Origin of the sequence: Isoptericola sp. NPDC056578 (assembly GCF_042793275.1) — a bacterium.
Lineage (GTDB): Bacteria > Actinomycetota > Actinomycetes > Actinomycetales > Cellulomonadaceae > Isoptericola.
Window position 1 is genome coordinate 1 of record NZ_JBHTVC010000064.1, and the last position, 19281, is coordinate 19281.

General features: G+C 73.2%; 22 protein-coding genes. 5 read left to right on the top strand and 17 right to left on the bottom strand.

From position 1 onward, the window contains the following. Positions 1–33: 33 nt before the first annotated feature. A complete protein-coding gene (locus ACFQ80_RS19065; RefSeq protein ID WP_430549951.1) occupies positions 34–492 on the bottom strand; it encodes an RDD family protein in 459 nt (152 codons plus the stop codon). Between the two features lie 189 nt (positions 493–681). Here ACFQ80_RS19065 and glnA point away from each other — a divergent pair, with 189 nt between their 5' ends. Next, positions 682–2106, top strand: a complete 1425-nt coding sequence (gene glnA, locus ACFQ80_RS19070; protein ID WP_429764245.1) for a type I glutamate--ammonia ligase — start codon at positions 682–684, stop codon at positions 2104–2106. 190 nt (positions 2107–2296) lie between these two features. Further along, on the top strand, positions 2297–2548 hold the full coding sequence (locus ACFQ80_RS19075; RefSeq protein WP_430564743.1) for a hypothetical protein: 252 nt from the start codon (positions 2297–2299) through the stop codon (positions 2546–2548). Positions 2549–2555: 7 nt separating this feature from the next. On the opposite strand, the gene ACFQ80_RS19080 is transcribed toward ACFQ80_RS19075, so the two are convergent. The 8 genes from ACFQ80_RS19080 to ACFQ80_RS19115 all read right to left on the bottom strand — a co-directional run bounded on the left by ACFQ80_RS19080 (position 2556) and on the right by ACFQ80_RS19115 (position 7862). Continuing rightward, the gene (locus ACFQ80_RS19080) at positions 2556–2768 is read right to left on the bottom strand and encodes a hypothetical protein (protein WP_430564744.1); all 213 of its coding nucleotides are present in this window, start codon (positions 2766–2768) and stop codon (positions 2556–2558) included. A 234-nt stretch (positions 2769–3002) separates the two neighbouring features. Beyond that, entirely contained in the window at positions 3003–3458 is a 456-nt protein-coding gene (locus ACFQ80_RS19085) for a hypothetical protein (protein WP_430564745.1), read from the bottom strand. A 217-nt stretch (positions 3459–3675) separates the two neighbouring features. Continuing rightward, the gene (locus tag ACFQ80_RS19090; RefSeq protein WP_430564746.1) at positions 3676–4521 is read right to left on the bottom strand and encodes a phage major capsid protein; all 846 of its coding nucleotides are present in this window, start codon (positions 4519–4521) and stop codon (positions 3676–3678) included. A 156-nt stretch (positions 4522–4677) separates the two neighbouring features. Beyond that, on the bottom strand, positions 4678–5289 hold the full coding sequence (locus ACFQ80_RS19095; RefSeq protein ID WP_430564747.1) for a hypothetical protein: 612 nt from the start codon (positions 5287–5289) through the stop codon (positions 4678–4680). Next, positions 5286–5576, bottom strand: a complete 291-nt coding sequence (locus tag ACFQ80_RS19100) for a hypothetical protein (protein WP_430564748.1) — start codon at positions 5574–5576, stop codon at positions 5286–5288. Before ACFQ80_RS19100 ends, ACFQ80_RS19095 begins: the two co-directional genes overlap by 4 nt. 77 nt (positions 5577–5653) lie before the next feature. After that, positions 5654–7162 (bottom strand): AAA family ATPase, encoded by a 1509-nt coding sequence (locus tag ACFQ80_RS19105; RefSeq protein WP_430564749.1) that lies wholly within the window; start codon positions 7160–7162, stop codon positions 5654–5656. 164 nt (positions 7163–7326) lie between these two features. Further along, the gene (locus ACFQ80_RS19110; protein ID WP_430564750.1) at positions 7327–7548 is read right to left on the bottom strand and encodes a hypothetical protein; all 222 of its coding nucleotides are present in this window, start codon (positions 7546–7548) and stop codon (positions 7327–7329) included. A 62-nt stretch (positions 7549–7610) separates the two neighbouring features. Then, entirely contained in the window at positions 7611–7862 is a 252-nt protein-coding gene (locus ACFQ80_RS19115; protein WP_430564751.1) for a helix-turn-helix transcriptional regulator, read from the bottom strand. A gap of 81 nt (positions 7863–7943) precedes the next feature. On the opposite strand from ACFQ80_RS19115, the gene ACFQ80_RS19120 reads away from it, so the two are divergent. Both ACFQ80_RS19120 and ACFQ80_RS19125 read left to right on the top strand, forming a co-directional pair. Beyond that, positions 7944–8519 carry a hypothetical protein gene (locus ACFQ80_RS19120; RefSeq protein WP_430564752.1) on the top strand — a complete coding sequence of 192 codons (576 nt, stop codon included), beginning with the start codon at positions 7944–7946 and terminating at the stop codon, positions 8517–8519. A gap of 5 nt (positions 8520–8524) precedes the next feature. Then, positions 8525–9778 (top strand): tyrosine-type recombinase/integrase, encoded by a 1254-nt coding sequence (locus tag ACFQ80_RS19125; RefSeq protein ID WP_430564753.1) that lies wholly within the window; start codon positions 8525–8527, stop codon positions 9776–9778. Positions 9779–10187: 409 nt separating this feature from the next. Here the strand turns inward: ACFQ80_RS19125 and ACFQ80_RS19130 are convergent, their stop codons facing one another. From ACFQ80_RS19130 to ACFQ80_RS19165, 8 genes are read right to left on the bottom strand one after another with little or no spacing between them, the layout of a single operon-like run. Beyond that, positions 10188–10481, bottom strand: coding sequence for a hypothetical protein (locus ACFQ80_RS19130; RefSeq protein ID WP_430564754.1), 294 nt, complete (start codon positions 10479–10481; stop codon positions 10188–10190). Positions 10482–10534: 53 nt separating this feature from the next. Next, entirely contained in the window at positions 10535–11710 is a 1176-nt protein-coding gene (locus ACFQ80_RS19135; RefSeq protein WP_430564755.1) for a bifunctional 2-methylcitrate synthase/citrate synthase, read from the bottom strand. Between the two features lie 49 nt (positions 11711–11759). Continuing rightward, positions 11760–13091: a cytochrome b/b6 domain-containing protein gene (locus ACFQ80_RS19140; protein ID WP_430564756.1), complete on the bottom strand. Its 1332-nt coding sequence runs from the start codon at positions 13089–13091 to the stop codon at positions 11760–11762. After that, on the bottom strand, positions 13088–14068 hold the full coding sequence (locus ACFQ80_RS19145; protein ID WP_430564757.1) for an electron transfer flavoprotein subunit alpha/FixB family protein: 981 nt from the start codon (positions 14066–14068) through the stop codon (positions 13088–13090). Before ACFQ80_RS19145 ends, ACFQ80_RS19140 begins: the two co-directional genes overlap by 4 nt. Positions 14069–14080: 12 nt before the next feature. Beyond that, positions 14081–14857 (bottom strand): electron transfer flavoprotein subunit beta/FixA family protein, encoded by a 777-nt coding sequence (locus tag ACFQ80_RS19150; protein ID WP_430564758.1) that lies wholly within the window; start codon positions 14855–14857, stop codon positions 14081–14083. After that, complete coding sequence (locus ACFQ80_RS19155; RefSeq protein WP_430564759.1) at positions 14854–15960, bottom strand: phosphotransferase family protein; 1107 nt, start codon at positions 15958–15960, stop codon at positions 14854–14856. The genes ACFQ80_RS19150 and ACFQ80_RS19155 overlap by 4 nt, the downstream gene beginning before the upstream one ends. After that, positions 15957–17186: an acyl-CoA dehydrogenase family protein gene (locus tag ACFQ80_RS19160; protein ID WP_430564760.1), complete on the bottom strand. Its 1230-nt coding sequence runs from the start codon at positions 17184–17186 to the stop codon at positions 15957–15959. The genes ACFQ80_RS19155 and ACFQ80_RS19160 overlap by 4 nt, the downstream gene beginning before the upstream one ends. Continuing rightward, positions 17183–17971, bottom strand: a complete 789-nt coding sequence (locus tag ACFQ80_RS19165) for an SDR family oxidoreductase (RefSeq protein WP_430564761.1) — start codon at positions 17969–17971, stop codon at positions 17183–17185. The genes ACFQ80_RS19160 and ACFQ80_RS19165 overlap by 4 nt, the downstream gene beginning before the upstream one ends. Positions 17972–18120: 149 nt before the next feature. Between ACFQ80_RS19165 and ACFQ80_RS19170 the strand changes: the two genes are divergently transcribed. After that, positions 18121–19281 (top strand): acyl-CoA dehydrogenase family protein, encoded by a 1161-nt coding sequence (locus ACFQ80_RS19170; RefSeq protein WP_430564762.1) that lies wholly within the window; start codon positions 18121–18123, stop codon positions 19279–19281.

The window sequence follows — 19281 nt, forward strand, 5'->3', positions numbered from 1 at the left end:
GCCGCGCGGCGACCCGGCCCTTCGCCGTCGTCGTCAGCGCCGCACGAGGACCGTCCCCGCGGCCCGGTCGTGCAGCCCGCGCCCGTCACGGTCCCACACGACGGCGGGGATCACGAGGCACAGCAGCAGCGTGCGCACCGCGCCGCGCGCGAACCCCGGCGCGACGCCGTCGGGGGCACCGAGCGTGCGGACCTGCAGCCCCAGGAGGCGGTGGCCGATGGTGAACCCGACGGTGCTGACCAGCAACAGGTTCATGAGCGCGAAGACGCCCAGGGTGACCCACGAGTTCAGCTCGGCGAACGACGCCGGGCTCGTCACCAGGTAGGCGATCAGGGTCGCCACCGCCCAGTCGACGACGAGGGCCACGGCCCGGCGCCCGAGCCGGGCGAGCGAGCCAGGTCCGACGTCGGGAAGGCCGAGCCGTCCGGCGGACCCGGTCTCGTCCCTGCGTCCGCCCTCGAGCCACGAACCCATGTCCTCCCGCGATGCCATGCGTCAAGGCTACGCGGCGCCGGAGGCGTGACCGCCGTAACGTGTTGGAAACAATGGCGCCACGCCGGAGAAACGCCGTCACCCTACGGTCGTGGTCGTCGAGCGGCGCGCACGAGCTCGTCGCCCCCGTCCTTCGGAACCGTCCGGCGGCACCGACCGAACGGCACCATCCACGCAAGGAGTGCATGCATGTTCACGAACGCCGAGGAGGCCATCGCCTTCACCCGTCGCGAGGGGGTGGAGTTCATCGACGTCCGCTTCATCGACCTGCCGGGCGTGATGCAGCACTTCAACATCCCCGTGGAGCAGTTCTCGGAGGACTCCTTCACCGAGGGCCTCATGTTCGACGGTTCGTCGATCCGCGGCTTCCAGGCGATCCACGAGTCGGACATGAAGCTCGTGCCCGACGTCACCACGGCGTACCTGGACCCGTTCCGCAAGCGCAAGACGCTCATCGTGAACTTCTCCATCGTGGACCCGTTCACCGACGAGCCGTACTCGCGCGACCCGCGCACGATCGCCGCCAAGGCGGAGGCGTACCTCAAGTCGACCGGCATCGCGGACACGGCGTTCTTCGCCCCCGAGGCCGAGTTCTACGTCTTCGACGACGTCCGCTTCTCGACGAACCAGCACGAGAGCTTCTACAGCGTCGACTCGGTCGAGGCCGCGTGGAACACCGGGCGCGAGGAGGAGGGCGGCAACCTCGGGTACAAGACCCGCTACAAGGGCGGCTACTTCCCCGTCTCCCCCAACGACCAGTTCGCCGACCTGCGCGACGAGATGTGCGCGGTCCTGGCGGAGGTCGGGCTCGACGTCGAGCGCGCGCACCACGAGGTGGGCACCGCCGGCCAGCAGGAGATCAACTACCGGTTCAACACCCTGCTGCACTCGGCCGACGACCTGATGAAGTTCAAGTACGTCATCAAGAACGTCGCCTGGCAGCACGGCAAGACCGTCACCTTCATGCCGAAGCCGATCTTCGGCGACAACGGCTCGGGCATGCACTCGCACCAGTCGCTGTGGCTGAACGGCGAGCCGCTGTTCTACGACGAGAAGGGCTACGGCGGCCTGTCCGACACGGCCCGCTGGTACATCGGCGGCCTGCTCAAGCACGCCCCGTCGCTGCTGGCCTTCACCAACCCGTCGGTGAACTCCTACCGCCGCCTGGTGCCCGGCTACGAGGCCCCGGTCAACCTGGTCTACTCGGCCCGCAACCGCTCCGCGTGCATCCGCATCCCGGTGACCGGCTCCTCGCCGAAGGCCAAGCGCGTCGAGTTCCGCGTGCCGGACCCGACGGCCAACCCGTACCTCGCGTTCGCCGCGCAGCTCCTCGCGGGCATCGACGGCATCAAGAACCGCATCGAGCCGCCGGCGCCGATCGACAAGGACCTGTACGAGCTGCCCCCCGAGGAGCACGCGCAGATCGCCCAGGTGCCCGCGTCCCTCGAGGAGGCCCTCGACAACCTCGAGCGCGACCACGAGTTCCTCACGCAGGGCGACGTCTTCTCCGAGGACCTCATCGCCACCTGGATCGACTACAAGCGCAGCAACGAGATCGACCCGATCCGCCTGCGTCCGCACCCCCACGAGTTCGAGCTCTACTACGACATCTAAATCGGGGGTCTAGCTGACCTCGGCGAACGCCGCAGAATCAGCCCCTCACCTGGGGAAACGCCTCTCAACGCTTCACAGCGTTTGAGGGGCGTTTCTCATTCTCTGGGTACACGAGGGGTACACAAGACTCCGCCGGGACAGCACCCCCCGCGCCCTCGCGTGGCCGCACCCGCTGGGCCACGATTGGCCGGTGGACATCTTCGATGACGAGACGCTGCAGGCGGTCGGCGAGCTGCTAGCGCTGGGCGAGCAGCTCGGGTTCGGGATCACGTTCGAGCCCGACGCCGAGGGCTGGAAGGTCGGGTACCTCCGGGGCATGGGCGGCGGCGACCTCGCCAGCGGGTACGACCTCGGGGAGACCGCCCGCGCGGCCCTGCGACCCCTGGACGAGCTGGCGCGCAAGTACGAGAAGGCTCGCCTGGAGCGAGAGCGTGGCCTGTGACGGCGAACTAGACCGTGCGGCTGTGCCGGGCCACCTTGGCTAGCCCTTGGCCCGTCTGGACTACCTCGTCGGTGACGTCGTAGAACGACGTCGGCTTCGATGGTGAGCCCGTGAGGTTGAAGACGAAGCGCCCCCCGTCGACCTGCTCCGGCGTCGCCTCGTACACCTTGCCGTCGTACGGGCCGTCGAGGAACGCCAGGAGCACGGTCGGTTCTGCCATGCCGCCATGCTGATCCTGGCCCGTCCCCGTCGCCAGTGCCGGCGCGGGTGAAACACGCCGCGACCAACAATGTGACCTGGTCATGAACACCCGACCGGCCAGCAGCTGACCGGCCCCAGGGGGGGCGACCCCCCGCCGCTGCGCCGCGGCGACCTCTCGGCCAGCGCCGATCTAGTTAGCGCACCGGTGCCACACGGTGGGGTGTGGCGTGCCCTGGGCGCGAATTCCGCCCCATTAGGAGTTCAGCGGCTGCTCCTGCGCGATTTGTGTGCCGGTCGCGTCCTCCGCGACGACCCAGGACACGCCCTCCACGCCGTAGGCGGCGGCAGACACGGCCTTTGCCGCCGTGGTCCCGAGGTCGTCACGGTCCGGCTCGTCGGCGCCGATCTGGAGCTCGACATACAGGGTGTCGCCCTGCATCCGGAGACCTTGGAACAGCGCCTGCCAGGAGGCCGGGTCGGCGTCGGCGCGCATCTGCTCGACCGAGTCCGCCTCGGCGTACACCAGCAGCATGTCGGTCACCTCGGCAACACGGGCGTCTTCGGCGGTCGGCGAAGGCGACGGTGACTGCGCAGTGGGCGAGGCCGCTGGGCTGGAGGCCCCGGCCTCAGGCTCGGCGGAACCCCCGCAGGAAGCCAGTAGCCCGGCGAGCAGGAAGGTGGCGGCAGCGGTGACAGGACGGCGGTTCATGGCAGCTCCTCGGGGGGTGGCGCGCGACGTCCGCTCGCCTCGGCAGCGCTCCTCTCCTCGATCGTCTCCGGCAACCAACCCCGTGTCGACCGGACGGGCAAGGTTCGGCGGCCGGGAGCCGGTAGCGCCGGCCGAAGGGGGTGGCCCTTCCGGTGGCGGTGAGCCTCGGGGCCGAGCCGGTGGAGCTTCCGGCCCAGCCCCGAGGGGAGCGGAGGGCCTACTCGCCCGAACCGCCGGTGTCGGCGGCGCCCACGGTGACCAGAGCGGTGCGCTCGGGGTGCATCAGCGCCTGACCGAAGCGGAACGTGACCCGCTGGGCGAGGGCGTTGCGCTTGAAGTAGACGTGCTCGCTGGTGGCGACCTCCACGTCCCCGACGGCGGACACGATGGCCCGCTTGTCCAGCACGAGGAGCTTCCCGGACGGGACCGCGGGGGTGCGCAGCACGGGGATGCCCAGGAGCCGCGGCGCCGCATCGTCGGTGCCCGCCCCCAGCAGCGACTCCGCGGAGTCCGCCCCCGTCTTCACCTTCCGCAGGTCCGCCCACGCGCCCGGGGCGGCCAGGATGATGGACGGGATGCCCTCCGCGGCCTCGATGCCCGCCACGGCGTCCGCCAGCGGGTCCAGGTTCGCCACCACCGGGTCGGCCACCTGGGGGATGCCGTGGATGATCCCGGCCGGCGGAGTGCCCTCGGGACGGTTGATGAACGCGTGGTCCGCCTGGCGGATCACGGCGCGGCGCAGCGAGTCCGCCAGCAGCTGGGCGCGGCCGGTCTGGCGCGCCAACTCCAGGGAGACGGGGACCAGGACGGACACCCGGTGGGTGACCACCAGGGTCTCCGCCAGCTCGGGCTCGCCCTCGGGGATTTCCTCGCCCTCGGGCACGGACTGCGCCTCAGCGCCGTCCACCCACAGCACGCGGACCATGGGACTGTCGCCCTCCACCTGGCCTGCCACGGTGCTGGCCTTAAGGACGAGGGCATCGGGGATCGCCTCTGCGGCCGGGATGTAGGTGACGTCGGGGGCCCAGCCGGGCTGGGCGGTAACGGTGGTCTGGATAGCCATGGGGGGCCGCTTCCCGGCGGGCACGACAACGGCCCGCCTGCACGCAACGTGGGGGTTGGTGCGCGGCGGGCCGCTGGCCGAATTCCGCGAGCCCTCCAGGGGCCTCGTGAGCTGTGCCGTCGGCGCCTGGCCGGACTGGTGAGCTCGGCCTCCAGGTTACCCACCCCGCGTGCCGCGCGACAGGGCGGACGCGAGGGGGTCGCGGGGCGTGGTGCGGATGTCGTTCCCGCCCCGCGTGGTCCCCTGGATGGGGTCGGCGAACATGCGGGACCCCTCGAACAGGTAGGGCCGGGAGGTGCGCAGCTGCTTGAGGTGCTGGGCCAGCTTGGCGGGGTCCAGTTGCGCGTCAGCTCCGGCGACGGCGTCCCACTCCGGGCGCACCCCCGCCTCACCCAGGGCGGCGGGGTGCAGGTTGCCGCCGTGGGTGGACATCAGCAGGTCCAGCACCTGGGCGCGGGCCGCATCGCGCTCGGTGACGGCGGCCTCCCGCGCCGCCTCTGCCTCCCGCAGCCGCACCCGGTACTTGGCCGCCTCCCGGTTACGCCCGGTGGCGCCGTCGCCCTCGGGGTCGCCCTCCACGTCGTCGTCGTCGGTGTCGGTGTCGGTGGCCCCGGGCTCGCCCCCAGGGCTGTCCACAGGCCCCTGTCCCGGGCGCCCAGGCGTCGGGGTGGCGTCGCTGCCCGGCGTGGCCAGCTCGTCCCCCTGGGAGCCGTCTACCGCTCCGGGCTGCTCGACGTCCTCGCCGGTGGTCGTGGTGTCGGTGGTCATGCGTTGTCCTCCTCGTCCTCCGCCAGGATCGCGGCGCCCGCCGTTGTGGCACCCCGCAGGTACTCCACCGGGTCCTCATCCGGCACCAGCTGGGCCACGGTGCGCACCACGGTCTGCGCCAAGGCGACAGTGAACCTCATGCCCGCCACCGGGTCGCCCTTCACTGGCTCCAGCGCGGCCAGCTGGCCCGGCCCGTCGTTGGCGCCCACGTGCGTCGCGAACAGCAGCGCACGGTGCAGGTCCTGCGGCTGCGGGGCGAACCGCTCGCTCATGGTCTTCGTGTTCATGTCACTGCTCCTTCATCGGGTTGGTGTTCGGGGAGTTGGGGGTAAGGAACATGCCCGTACGTAGTAGGGCATGTTCCTTACCCCTCCCCACGGTGATGAGGGGGTGATGAATCAGCACCTTCATCACCCCTCTTGACCAGGGAAAAGACCTCTCCGCGGCCGTCCGGGTTGGGCTTGGACTTGAGCACCCCATTCATCACCCCTGCGCGGAGCGCATTCCGCGCCGTGTTGGGGTGCTTTCCCGTCCATGTCGCGACCTGACCCGAGCCCACCCACTCGCCCGCGCCGACCTCCGCGGTGATGGCCGCCAGTACCTCCTGCAGTCCCTTCCGCGCAGCCGTGCTGGCGCGCGCCGCGGCCCGCGTGACGCCCGCCCGGTACTCCAGCCCGGTCGCCGTCAGCACCAGCTGCCCCGACGGAACCGAACCGCACCGACCGCGCGCCTTCAGGAACCGGGGAGCGTCGTCCGCGTCGTCGTCGTCCTGGTCGGCCTCACGGTTGAGGGTCCACAGCTGAAAGGGCCAGCCGAGAATCTTCGAGTCCCCTCGGGCGCGCTGCCCGTCGTGCCCGGTGTGGTGCATGACGCCGTAGACGTCCACACCGGCCGCCGCCATCAGCTCGTCCACGCCCTCCAGCCACCGGCCAGCGTCCCGGTTCTCGTCCAGCCCGATGGCCTGCAGGGCAGGGCTCAGGCAGTCGATGAGGACCACGTCGGCGCCCTGCAGCCGGTCGGCCCACACCGTGCGGGACGCTGCCGTCGTGGGGTCGAACGTCGAGGCGTACCCGAGCATCGAGTGCACCGTGAGGCGGCCCAGCTGCTCATCGGTCAGGTGCTGGCCACGCAGCCAGGCCCGCAGCATGGTGTCGCCCATCTCGTTGTCGATCAGGTGCACGTGCAGCGACCGGGGCAGCGCGAGGGGGAACGCGCCGAACAGGGGACGCCCGGACAGCAGACACGCGACCACGTGCAACACGGTGGTCGTCTTGCCCGCCTTGGCGGCCGCAGCCACAAGGAACTTCCCCTTGCGCGGGATCAGCCCGTCCACGAGGTGGCGGTCGTCGTCCGGCTGGGCCAGGAACGCCGTGCCCGACACGGGCGGGGGCGGCGGGCTGGCGGCGACCTCCTCGGCACGCAGCAGGTCCCGGGCATCTCGCTGCACGCGCAGCCGCGCGACCTCGCGGGCCACCGCCGTCCCGTAGTCGTGGACGGCCGCCTCCGCCCCGGGCTCGAGCACCGTCGTGGCGTCCTCGTGCAGCTGCGGCACCGGCCGGGCGTTGGCTCCCACCGTCAGCAGGGCAGACCGAATCTTCTCCTCGTGCTCCTTCGCCCCCCACGCGTGGTCACGCGGCGCGTGCTTGCGCAGCTGCTCCAGCAGCCCGCCGACGGTGTACGCGTTCCACGAGGCGTTGCCCAGCTCGATCAAGTTGCACGCCACCCCGAACGTGGTGGTGTCCCAGAGGGCGCCCCTGTGCCACGGGTTCGGCAGGTCGAACAGCCTGTTGAACTCGGCCGACACCGCGGCGTCGGCGTAGGCCTGCAGCCGGGTGGCCGCCACGGGGTCGGCCGCCACGTCGGCGGCAGGCACCGGGCCAGGTTCCACCGGCCGGCCCCCCGCTTCCGGGTGGCGGCGCCCGCGGGAGCGCAAGCGAGCATGCAGCTCGTCCCATACGGACGTCGTACTGGCCGTCGTTTCGTCGGCCGGTGCCCCCGACTCGTCCAGCTGGCCCCCGGTCTCTTCCAGGGACACCATCACGACACCGCCCCCGTCAGCGCCCGGTCCAGCACCTCGGCGGGCACGTACGTGAACGACGTCCGGTAGTCCACGGCCACGGCGTGGCGCTGCCCGCGGGCGTGGGAGGCGGCCGCCCCGGTGGACGTGAATCGGCGCCCACAGCTGCGGCACGTGCACGTCACCGTGCGCGCCGTGGTGAGCCGCAGCAGACCCTGTCCGGTGTCGTCGGCACGTGCCACGATGGTCGGAGGTTCGGTGGCGACCGGATCGCGGCTCTCGTCCCTCGGGGCGGGGGCCGCACTCATGCGGTGCCACCGGCGTTGGCACTGGCGGGGACGCCGCGCACACCCATCCCCGACTCGATGGCGCGGGTGTCGAGCCAGCTGTCGATGTCCCGCTTGCGGTAGAGGACGTTCCGGCCGACGCGGATGCGTCGCGGCCCGCCGCCCTTGTAGTTGAGCTGGTAGAGGGTGCCCTGCGGCAGCCGGAGGTAGCTGGCCGCCTCCTCGTGCGTGAGGAGCGCGTCGCCGTCGGTGGACGAGTTCGGCGTCATGTTTCGCTTCCTTTCTCGTGGGCTCGCCCCTACAGTGGTCCCTTAATGACGCTCCGTTCTAGGGTCAGAGAGGAACCGTTCGTGACACACATCAAGGGGCCGGTGCTCACCCGGCACATCGAGTGGGGGGTCCTGCGCACCCCCATGCGGGGCGGCGTCCGCGTCGGGGACCGTGTGGTCCCGCCCGTCATCGAGGCCGAGCTGCTGGGCAAGGCCTACGACGCGCCTGCGGTGCACATGGTGATCCAGGTGCTCGACGGCGTACCGCGGTGCACCGAACTGTCCCTCAAGCGGGTGGAGGGCGGCCGAGAGGTCCGGCCCGGCGACCTCACAGCCATCAAGGTGGAGGACTGGGTGGAGAACTTCGTCGCCCTCTGCGCCGGAGAGCTGCGGCCCTCCCCGCCGGGGGTCACCGTGGCCCGCTTCAACTCCGGGCCCGACGCCGTCCTTGCAGGCATGAAGACGATCCGGGACGTCCGCAAGGGGTCGCGGCGGCCCCTCACGGAGGCTCGCATGGCACGGGTGGCCGAGGTCTACAACGCCCAGGAGTCCGGCGGGATCAGGGCGGTGGAGCTGGCGTTCACCGTGTCGCGCTCCACCGCCCAGCGCCACATCCGAGCCGCCAAGAAGGCGGGCCTGATCCCCGAGAAGGGTTGATACCCGTGGCCAGTATCAGCAAGGACACCCGGGGCACACGTCCCCGGTGGGTCGTGAACTTCAAGACCGCCGCCGGCGCCGGCCGCCGCCGGTCGTTCCCGACCATGACGCAGGCCGAGGCCTACAAGCGCCAGGTGGAGAGCGGAACCGCTGGACACGACGACGGGAAGAAGACGGTCCGGGAGTTCGTCGCGGACCGGATCGCGTTCCGCTACAGCGACCCCGCCCAGCTCGCCACCCGCCAGCAGGTGGAGCAGCGCATGCGCTCCCACGTCTCCCCCGTCCTCGGCGACGTCCGCCTGGACCGCCTGGACGCCGAGACGGTGGAGGCCTGGGCCCTCAGCCTCAAGGCGAAGGGCCTGGCGGCCTCCACCGTCCGACTCATCGCCTCCAACCTGCGCTCCCTCCTCGCGGATGCCGTCGGCCCCGCACGGCCGCTGACGCACAACCCCGTGAACCTGGCCAGCGTGCGCGCCAAGATCGCCGACGACTTCGCCGACCGCCCCGAGTGGGAGTCCGACGACGACAGCGAGGTGACGTTCTGGCAGGAGGATCGCGTGGCCGCCGTGCTGGCCGCACTGCGGCCGGACCTGCGCCTGATGGGTGAGGTGTGCGCAGGCCTGGGGGTGCGGCAGGGTGAGCTGCTGGCACTGGCCGTGGAGGACTTCAACTTCGCCGCCAAGGCGGTGACCGTGCGGGCCCAGGTGAAGGTCCTGGACGGCAACACGCTGGTGTTCGCGGACCTCAAGCACCGCGCGAACCGCAAGAAGCGGCAGGACCGCACGCGCACGGTGCCGCTGCCCGACGACCTCGCACGGCTTGTGCGTGAGCACGTGGCACGCGGCCGGGCCACGGAGGTGACGATGCCGTGGGCCCACCCGGATGGGCGGGCGGTGACGCGCAGGCTGCTGTTCGTTACCCGCGAGTCGAAGGCCTGGAACCGGAACTACCTGAACCGGCACTGGCGCGCGGCGCTCCGGGCTGTGGGCGTCCCCGTCGAGCGGCGCAACGGGATGCACGCGCTGCGCCACCACTACGCCTCGGTGCTGATCGATGCGGGCATCCCCATCACGGCCGTCGCGGAGTACCTGGGGCACGCCTCCGCGGAGTTCACCCTCCGCGTCTACGGGCACGCCCTGCGGGGAGCTGACGACCGGGCCCTGACGGCCGTCAACGCCGCCCTGGCCCGTCGCTCCGGGTACACCACGGGTACACAGACCACCCTGGACAACGTGGTTGACCTGCGGCGACACGCCTAGTTCGGCGTGTACTACGACATCTGATCGGCGGCCCGCAGGGGCCCGCTGACGTCGCCCGGACGGCGGCCCACCCTTCGGGGCGGGCCGCCGTTCGGCGTCTTCCGCCAGGAGGTCACGACGCCACCGGCCGCCGGACGGCGTCGGCGGATGTCGTCAGACCATCCGTCCGATCGGTGGTACCCACCCGTCCGTCGGACGGTCCAGCCCGCAGCGGGCGCAGAGCAGGTACTGGGAGTCCTCGTTCTGGCGCCGGAGCCATTTGTGCATGCCCAGCACGCAACGCACGTCCCTCATGACGTGCTCCCCTCGACGACGCGGACGTGGCGACGGCCGCCACGGGTCGCCTTCTCAGGCTAGGTCGCGGCCCACCGACTCGACAGCCCAGCGCGACCGCGCGCACGACGCCCGGCTACCGCCTCGTGACGGCACCCGCCCACAACCAGACGAAGCCTTCGCGGCCGTGGGAGTCGACGTAGCGCACGTGCACCTGCGCGTCGGTCCAGGCGGTGGCTTCCCCGTCGACGAGCTGCTCGCCGGACTGCCGCGACGTGATCCAGGCGCGCACGGGGATCCCGCGCTCGGGGCGCGTGACGTGCGCCCCGTCGCGCGATCTCCCCGGCGCCCCCTCGGCGGCGTCGCGCAGCGGCACCCGGTCGACCGCACCTGACGATCCGCCGGCCTCGTCTCGTCGCCTGCTTCCCACGGGAGCAGGATAGCCCCGGTTCGAACAGGTGTTCTACCCGCCAGCGGCGCGGGTCACCCCGCCCGCTCCACCTCCCGGGTCGCGGCCGCGAGCGCGGCGTCGTCGGGCACGTAGCCCTCGACGTGCCGTTCGGCCACGCCGTCGTAGGCGCTGAGCGGGCGGATGAGCGCGTTGGACGCGAGCTGCTCCTGGACGTGCGCCGTCCACCCCGCGATGCGCGAGGCGACGAAGATCGGGGTGAACAGCTCCGTGTCGAAGCCGATGAGGTGGTACGCCGGGCCCGAGGGGTAGTCGAGGTTGGGGTAGATGCCCTTGCGGCCCACGAACTCGTCCTCGAGCGCTTCGTACAGGGCCGCCAGGTCGGGGCGGTCGTAGTGCTCCACCAGGGTGTCGAGGGCGGCCTTCATGGTGGGGACCCGCGAGTCGCCGCGCTTGTAGACCCGGTGCCCGAAGCCCATGACCTTCCGCTTGGCCGCGAGCGCGTCGTCGAGCCACCCGGCGGCGGCGTCTGCCGTCCCTATCTCGGCGAAGGTGTGCATGACGGCCTCGTTCGCCCCGCCGTGCAGCGGGCCCTTGAGCGCGCCGACGGCCGCGACGATCGCGCTGTAGTAGTCCGACAGGGTCGAGCTGACGACGCGCGCGGCGAACGTCGACGCGTTGAACGAGTGCTCCGCGTACAGCGTCATCGAGACGTCGAACGCCCGGCACGCGACGTCGTCCGGCTCCTCGCCGAACGACATCCACAGGAAGTTGGCGGCATACCCCAGGTCGTCGCGCGGGGGCACCGGCGGCAGCCCGCGGCGGCGGCGCTGCAGGTGCGCGACGACGGTGGGCAGCTTCGCGTACAGCACGAGGGCCTTGTCGAGGACGGCGTCCGGCTCGTGGTCCCACGCGTCCGGGTCCTCCGTGCCGAGGATGCTGACGGCCGTGCGCACCACGTCCATCGGGTGGGCGGCGGACGACAGCCCGTCGATCACCTGCACCAGGGCGGGGTCGAGCGCGCGGTGACGGCGCTCCGCCGCCACGAAGCGCTCGAGCTGGGCGGCGTCGGGGAGCTCCCCGTGCCACAGCAGGTGGACCACCTCCTCGAACGAGGCGGTCGCGGCGAGCTCCTGGACGGGATATCCCCGGTACAGCAGCGAGTTGGTCGCGGCGTTGACGGACGAGACCGCGGTGCGGTCGACCGTCACCCCCGCGAGGCCCTTCTTGATCTCGACGGTGTCGCTCATGGTCGCTCCTTCACGCTGGGAGATGGACGTTCGTGGCAGGGAGGGATGCTCAGCGCCCGCTGACCGTGCCGAAGCGCCGGGCCACCGGCGCGACGACGACGGGGCGCATCGCGGCGGCGGCGCCCGCGATCACCACGACGGAGACGAGGAACAGCACGAGGCCGACCCAGCTCCCGTCGTCGCGCGCGCCGAACATGTGGTCGAGGTTGCGCCGGGCCCCCGTCGCGAGCACCAGGGCCACGTGCAGGACGACGAACGCGACGAAGTAGAGCATCACCGGGAAGTGGACGCGGCGGGCGAGCCCGATCGGGACGAGCCGGTCCGCGGCGGGCCGGGACCGCCAGTACACGCTCATCCGCACGCCGCTGAGGATCGCCAGGGGCGCCGCGACGAAGACGGTCACGAAGTAGGCGAGCTGCTGGAGGCCGTTGTAGTGCACCCACCCGTCCTCGGTGGGCCACTGCAGCGACAGGTACTGGAGCCCGGCCGACAGGGCCTCCGGGACGACGGTCCAGCTGGTCGGGACGACCCGCACCCACTGACCGGTCACGAACAGCAGCACGATGTAGACCGCGCCGTTGGCCACCCAGAGCACGTCGAGCGCCTGGTGCGCCCACGCCATGAGGCCGATGCGCGCCCCCGGGTCCGCGCGGGGTGCCCACGACGCCGCGGGACGGCGCTGCAGCCGCACCTGCCACCCGGTCCGCACCACCAGCACCAGCAGGAACACGTTGAAGAAGTGCTGCCACGCCAGCCAGGCCGGGATGCCCACCGGTGCGTCGTCGGGCAACGGGGCGGTGCCCGGGTAGGTCGCGAGGAAGCCCTGCCCGGCGTCGGTGCCGACCCACCAGCGCGCGGCCAGGACGAGCAGCCCGAGGACGACCGCTGCCACGGCGGCCGCGATCCCCGTCCGGCCCGCCCACGCCGGGAGCCGACGGCGGCGCGGGGCTGCCGCGACGGGTGGGGCCACCGGCTCGGGCGTGGGCGGCGGCTCCGCCGGCCGGTCGTCCGGTGCGACGGGGACGGACGGTTCCCGCCCGGGCGGCACGACCCCGGCCGGGGGCCACGGCGCCCCGCCCGCGGTCCTCGGCAGGCCACGCCGCAGAGGTGTGCCGACCGCAGCGGCGGGAGCGGCGGCGGGAGCAGTCTGGGCGAAGGCGGCTCCCGGCTCCGCGGTGGCGCCCGCCGTCGTCGACCGGGCGACGCGCGGCAGGCCCTGCCGCACCCCACCGGGTGCGGCCGCCCCGCCGGCCGTCCCGGCCCCGGTCGGCCCGTCCGCTCGCGTCGTCGCGTGCGCGACCTCCGCCGTGCCGGCGTCCGCGCCGTCCACCGGCGGCCACGGCGGGCCGCCGGGCCGGCGCGGCAGCCCCTGCCGCGTCATGCGTCCCGCCTCGCCTCGAGCGCCGCGACGAGCTGGGGCACCACCTCGAAGACGTCGCCCACCACGCCGAAGTCGGCGATCTCGAACAGGGGCGCGTGCTCGTCGGAGTTGACGACGACGATGGTCTGCGCGGTCTGCATCCCCGCGAGGTGCTGGATCGCGCCCGAGATGCCGAGCGCCACGTACAGCCGCGGCGACACCGTCACACCCGTCTGCCCGACCTGGCAGGACGCGGCGACGTAACCCGCGTCGACCGCCGCCCGGGAGGCACCGACCGCGCCGCCGAGGGTGTCCGCGAGCTGCTCGACCAGGGTGAAGCCCTCCACCGACCCCAGCCCGCGCCCGCCGGACACGACCGTGCCCGCCCCGCGCAGCTCGGGCCGGGTCGAGCCCGACTCGACGGGCTCGACGGCGAGCACCGTGGCCGCGGGCCTCCCCGACCCGGGGACCGCGAGCGCCTCCACCTGCGGGTCGTCGACGGCCGGGGCGCGGTCGTCGACGGCGCCGACGCGCAGCGTGACGACCGGGGCGCCGAAGGTCGCGGCCGAGTCGACGAGGTACGTGCCGCCGTAGGCCGCGTGGTGCGCGACGACGCCCTCGTCGTCCCGCGACACGCCCACCGCGTCGAGGGCGAGCGCCGAGCGCGACCGCACCGCGTAGCGCGCGGCCGCCTCCCGGCCCTCGACCGAGTGCGACACGAGGACCGCGGCGGGCCGGACGAGCTCGGCCGCGGCCTCGAGGGCGTCGACGACCGGCACGCCGAGACGTTCCGCGTCCCCGGGGGCGAGCAGCACGCGGCGGGCCCCGAGGCGCGCGGCCGCGGGCGCCTGGTCGTCGGCGCCGGGCCCCACGACGAGCGCCACGGGGGTGCCGATCGACGCGGCGGCCGCCAGCAGCCCTGCCGACGATCGCGCGAGCCCTCCGTGCGGCTCACGGTCCACCAGGACCAGGACGGGTTCTTCCCGGACGTCGGTCATGTCGTCGCCTCCTCAGGCCAGCCGGTGGTCGACGAGGAAGGCCGCCAGCTGCTCGCCGGCGTCGCCCGTGTCGACGATCCTGGTGCCGGCCGTGCGTGGCGGCCGACGGGTGATCGCGGTCATGATCGAGCGCGCGGCGTCCGAGGGCTCGGGGTCCACCCCCAGGTCGGTCGCCGTGACGGTCTCGACGACCTTCTTCTTGGCGGCCATGATCCCCTTGAAGCCCGTCAGCCGGGGCCCCGGCGCGGCCTCGGTCACGGAGACGACCGCGGGCAGCGGCGCCGAGACGCGCAGCGTGGCGGCGTCCGACAAGCGCACGCCGGTGACCTCGGTGTCCGTGATCGTGACCTCGCGCAGCGCCGTCGCGCACGGCACGCCGAGCGCCTCCGCCACGGCGGCGGGCACCGCTCCCCCGGCCCCGTCGGTGGACGCGTCACCCGCGACGACGAGGTCGGCGCCCGCGTGCCGCACCGCGGCGGCGAGCACCTCGGCGGTCAGGACGACGTCCGCGCCGACCAGCCTCTCGTCCACCACCTGGAGGGCCGACGTCGCCCCCATGGCGAGCGCCTTGCGGAGGCTGGTCTGCGCGAGCTCGGGCGCCATGGCGATCACGACCACGTCGGTGTCGGGGTGGCCGTCCGCGTGGGCCAGGGCCGCCTCGAGCGCCCGCTCGTCGATCTCGTCGAGGACGGCGTCGTCGGCGCTGCGCTCCGCGAGCCCCGTCTCGAGGGACAGCGTGCGGTCGCCGTACGTGTCCGGGACCACCTTCATCAGGACGGCGATCTTCATCGGCTTCCTCTCTCGTGACGGTGCAGTGCGTGCGCGGCGGCCTCGGCGAGCGCGGGGACGCCGTCGGCGAGCGCCGGTGCGAAGGCGTCGTCGGGCCGCTGCCCGTCGAGCCACCGGGTGTAGATGGCCTCGCAGAAGATCGCCGACTTCCACAGGGCGAGCGCCTCGTACCAGGGCAGCGCCCCTACGTCGGCGCCGGTGCGCGCCGCGTACCGGTCGACGAGGTCCGTGCGCGTGGGGAACCCCGGCCCGGCGGTGACGGGCGTGAGGTCCATCGGCGTGGGCGCGGCCCCGGGCGCGGAGTAGGTCGCGACGAGGTAGCCGAGGTCGGCGAGCGGGTCGCCGAGCGTCGCCATCTCCCAGTCCAGGATCGCCGCCAGTCGCCCCGGCGCGGCGAACATGAGGTTCCCCAGCCGGTAGTCCCCGTGCACGACGGCGGCCCGGTCCGACGCGGGCACGGTGGCCGCCAGCCGCTCGGCCAGGGTCTCGACGAGCGGCACCGACCGCCGGGTGTTCAGCGGCCACAGCTGGGCGAACCGGCGGACCTGGCGGTCCAGGTAGCCGTCCGGCCGGCCGAGGCCGGCGACGTCGCCGTCGAGCGGGACGGCGTGCAGGTCCGCGAGCGCGTCGACCGCGGCGTGCACCAGGTCGGCGCGGGCGCCGCGGCCGTCGAAGCCCTCGGGAAGGTGATCCGTCACCACCTGCCCCTCGACCAGCTCCATGAGGTAGAACGGCGCCCCGACGACGGCAGGGTCGTCGCAGACCGCACGGACGACCGGCACCGGCACGCCCGTCGCCCCCACCGCCGCGACGACGCGCGCCTCGCGCAGCATGTCGTGGGCCGACGGCGGGAAGGGGGGCCGCGGGCCGCGCCGGAGGACCACGCGCTCCCCGCCGCGCCGCAGCTCGTACGTGACGTTCGCCTGGCCGTCGCCGATCCGCCGCCATGCCAGCACCCCGGCGGGCATCCCCACGCCGTCGAGGAAGCGCCCCAGCGGCTCGAGCACCAGCAGCGGCGGCCGTGCGGGCGCGGCGACGCCGTCCCCCGCGGGCAGCGCACGCACGACGTCGACGCCGTCCGGCGCGCTCGCGAGCGTCGTCATCGTCGCCCCTCCGCCCGGTCCAGGACCCGTTCGCCCGCCTCGACCTCCCGGCGCCGGCGCGCGACGGCGCGGCGGGCGATCGCCCAGCGGTGCGTCTCGCTCGACCCGTCGTAGACGCGGAACGGGCGCACCTCGTCGAGGAACGCGGCCAGCGGCAGCTCGAGCGTGACGCCGTCTCCCCCGCACAGCTGCACGGCCCGGTCGACGACGCGGCCCACGGCCTCGGAGCAGTGCACCTTGGCGATCGACGAGGCCTGCGCACCCGCCCGGACGTCGCCGTCCTCCAGCGCCGCGGCCGCCCGGTCGATCAGGGCGGCGCTGCTGGCGAGGTCGATCTCGGAGTCGGCGAGCATGCCCTGGGCGAGCCCGAGGTCGGCGAGCGGGGCGCCGAACAGCTCCCGGTGCCGCACCCGGTCGAGCGCCGTGTCGTGGGCCCGACGGGCGAGGCCGAGCCAGCGCATGCAGTGCGTGAGCCGGGCGGGGCCGAGGCGCACCTGCGCGTGGCGGAAGCCCTCGCCGGGCGTGCCCAGCACGTCGCCATCGGCCACGAAGCAGTCGGTGAGCGAGACGTGCGGGTGCCCGCCCGTGATCGCCCGCTCGAGCGTGCGGATGCGATGGCCGAGGTCGAACCCGTCGGCGTCGGTACGGACGAGGAAGAGCGTCGCGGCGTCGTCCCCGAGGTCGGGCGTGCGGGCCATGACGATGGCGAAGTCCGCCTCCTCGGCCCCCGAGACGAACCGCTTCTCGCCGTCGAGCACCCAGCCCCCGTCGACGCGGCGGGCGGTGGTGGCCAGCGCGGCCGGGTCCGACCCGGCTCCGGGGTGCGGCTCGGTCATGGCGAAGCACGACCGCGCCTCGCCGGCGGCGAGCGGGGCGAGGAACCGCTCCTGCTGCTCGGCGGAGGCGATCCTCTCGAGCAGCAGCACGTTCCCCTCGTCCGGGGCCATGCAGTTCAGGGCCGCGGGCCCGACCGGGGAGTACCCGGCCTCCTGGAAGACGGCGGACCACGCGCCCAGCGGGAGCCCCAGCCCGCCGAGGCGGACCGGCACGTGCGGGGCGAAGACGCCCGCCTCGCGCGCCCGCTGCTGCAGCGCGCGGCGCCCGGCGGCGTCGAGGGCCGTCCCCGCCGGCGGCTCCGCGGGGAGCACGACGTCCCGGACGAAGCGGCGGGTGCGCTCCACGACACCGGCGACGTCGACGGCGCCCACCCTCCCCCGCGCGCTCACGCCGTCCCTCCCGCGGCCAGCAGGCCGCCGTCGAGGGTCAGCACCTGGCCGGTGACCCAGGCGGCCTCGTCGGAGCAGAGGTAGGCGGCTGCGGACGCCACGTCGTCCGGGCTGCCCAGCCGCCGCATCGGGTAGGCCGCGGCCACCTCCTCCTCGCGCCCCTCGTACAGGGCGCGCGCGAACTGCGTCCGCACGACCGCCGGGGCGAGCGCGTTGACCCGGACCCGGGGGCCGAGCTCGGCCGCCAGCGTCACGGTGAGGTGCGAGACCGCGGCCTTGCTCACGCCGTACCACCCGATCCCCGGCGACGGCACGGCCCCGGCCACCGACGACATGTTGAGCACGGCCGCGCCGTCCCGTGCGCCCAGCCCGGCGGCGCAGGCCTCCTGGACCCAGCCCAGCGTGCCCAGCACGTTGACGTCCAGGATCTTGCGGGCCGCCTCGGGGTCCAGGTCGACCAGCGGCCCGTACACGGGGTTGATGCCGACGTTGTTGACCAGGACGTCCAGCCCGCCGAGCTCGCGCACGGCGGTACCGATCGCCTCGCGCCGGTGCGCGGGGTCCTGGGCGCGGCCGGCCACGACGCGTACCGGGACGCCGTCCCCGAGCGACTCCGCCGCGGTGGCCAGCGCGTCCGCCGACCGCGCGGTCAGCACGAGCGCGGCGCCCTCGGCCGCGAAGCGCCGCGCGATCGCGTGCCCGATGCCGCGGCTCGCCCCGGTGACGACCGCGACGCGGCCACGCAGCCGGTCGCCGCCCGTCGTCGGGGAGGGGTGCTCTCCCATGTCACGCTCCCTTGCGCGATTGCTTAATGCAGATTCAAACCTTGTGAGCATCGCATCATGACTAGAGGTCAGGATCAAGCCCTGGCAGCCGCGGTTTCTAACATGGTATAAAAAGTGGGACGTCAAGATCAAGGATGATCGGAGGCAGCATGACCGGCATCATCGGGCCGCGTGACCTGTACGAGGACGAGCACGAGCAGTTCCGCGACATGGTGCGCGCCTTCGTGGAGCAGTACGCGCGCCCCCACGCCGACCGCTGGGACGCCGAGGGGCGGGTCGACCGCAAGCTCTTCGTCCAGGCGGCCGAGGCGGGGATCCTCGGGTTCGGCATCCCGGAGCGCTTCGGCGGCGGCGGGTCGGACGACTTCCGCTTCAACGCGGTGATGGGCGAGGAGCTCGCCCGCCACCCCGTGTCGTCCGGGATGGCCGGCATCGCGCTGTCGAACGACATCGTCATCCCCTACTTCACCGACCTGACGACCGAGGAGCAGAAGCAGCGCTGGCTCCCCGGCATCGCCGCCGGCGAGACCGTCGTGGCCGTGGCGATGTCCGAGCCCGGCACCGGCAGCGACCTCGCGGGGATCCGCACGTCGGCGGTCCGCGACGGCGACGACTACGTCGTCGACGGGTCCAAGATCTTCATCTCCAACGGGCAGAACGCCGACCTGGTGGTCACGGCCGTGCGCACCGGGGAGCACCCGCACCGTGGGCTGAGCCTGCTCGTGATCCCCGCCGACTCCCCCGGCTTCTCCCGGGGGCGCCGGCTCGACAAGATCGGCCTGCACGCCCAGGACACGAGCGAGCTCGCCTTCCAGGGCGTGCGCGTCCCGGCCGCGAACCTGCTCGGCGAGGAGGGCACGGGGTTCGCGGGCCTCATGCGCAACCTCCCGCAGGAGCGCATCTCCATCGCCGCGGCCGCCGTCGCCTCCAGCGAGGGCGTGCTGGAGCGCACGCTGGAGTACGTCAAGCAGCGACAGGCCTTCGGGCAGCCGATCGGGTCGTTCCAGAACACCCGCTTCGAGCTCGCCGAGATGGTCACGGCCGTGCGCGCCGGCCGCGCGCTGATCGACGGCTGCCTGAAGCGGCACCACGCGGGATCCCTGGATCCCGAGGACGCCGCCGCCGCCAAGTTCTGGACCACCGAGCAGTACGTCGACGTCGTGGGCCGCTGCCTGCAGCTCCACGGCGGCTACGGCTACATGCGCGAGTACCGCATCGCGCGGGACTACGAGGACGCCCGCATCACCACCATCTACGGAGGCACGACCGAGATCATGAAGGAGATCGTCGGTCGGGGCCTCGGGCTGTGA

Excerpts from the sequence above, each read along its gene's own strand:
- ACFQ80_RS19095 (WP_430564747.1), bottom strand. The coding sequence starts at position 5,289 with ATGACCACCGACACCACGACCACCGGCGAGGACGTCGAGCAGCCCGGA.
- ACFQ80_RS19100 (WP_430564748.1), bottom strand. The coding sequence starts at position 5,576 with ATGAACACGAAGACCATGAGCGAGCGGTTCGCCCCGCAGCCGCAGGAC.
- ACFQ80_RS19080 (WP_430564744.1), bottom strand. The coding sequence starts at position 2,768 with ATGGCAGAACCGACCGTGCTCCTGGCGTTCCTCGACGGCCCGTACGAC.
- ACFQ80_RS19135 (WP_430564755.1), bottom strand. The coding sequence starts at position 11,710 with ATGAGCGACACCGTCGAGATCAAGAAGGGCCTCGCGGGGGTGACGGTC.
- ACFQ80_RS19155 (WP_430564759.1), bottom strand. The coding sequence starts at position 15,960 with ATGACGACGCTCGCGAGCGCGCCGGACGGCGTCGACGTCGTGCGTGCG.
- ACFQ80_RS19065 (WP_430549951.1), bottom strand. The coding sequence starts at position 492 with ATGGCATCGCGGGAGGACATGGGTTCGTGGCTCGAGGGCGGACGCAGG.
- ACFQ80_RS19150 (WP_430564758.1), bottom strand. The coding sequence starts at position 14,857 with ATGAAGATCGCCGTCCTGATGAAGGTGGTCCCGGACACGTACGGCGAC.
- ACFQ80_RS19090 (WP_430564746.1), bottom strand. The coding sequence starts at position 4,521 with ATGGCTATCCAGACCACCGTTACCGCCCAGCCCGGCTGGGCCCCCGAC.
- ACFQ80_RS19165 (WP_430564761.1), bottom strand. The coding sequence starts at position 17,971 with ATGGGAGAGCACCCCTCCCCGACGACGGGCGGCGACCGGCTGCGTGGC.
- ACFQ80_RS19140 (WP_430564756.1), bottom strand. The coding sequence starts at position 13,091 with ATGACGCGGCAGGGGCTGCCGCGCCGGCCCGGCGGCCCGCCGTGGCCG.
- glnA (WP_429764245.1), top strand. The coding sequence starts at position 682 with ATGTTCACGAACGCCGAGGAGGCCATCGCCTTCACCCGTCGCGAGGGG.
- ACFQ80_RS19145 (WP_430564757.1), bottom strand. The coding sequence starts at position 14,068 with ATGACCGACGTCCGGGAAGAACCCGTCCTGGTCCTGGTGGACCGTGAG.
- ACFQ80_RS19085 (WP_430564745.1), bottom strand. The coding sequence starts at position 3,458 with ATGAACCGCCGTCCTGTCACCGCTGCCGCCACCTTCCTGCTCGCCGGG.
- ACFQ80_RS19115 (WP_430564751.1), bottom strand. The coding sequence starts at position 7,862 with ATGACGCCGAACTCGTCCACCGACGGCGACGCGCTCCTCACGCACGAG.
- ACFQ80_RS19170 (WP_430564762.1), top strand. The coding sequence starts at position 18,121 with ATGACCGGCATCATCGGGCCGCGTGACCTGTACGAGGACGAGCACGAG.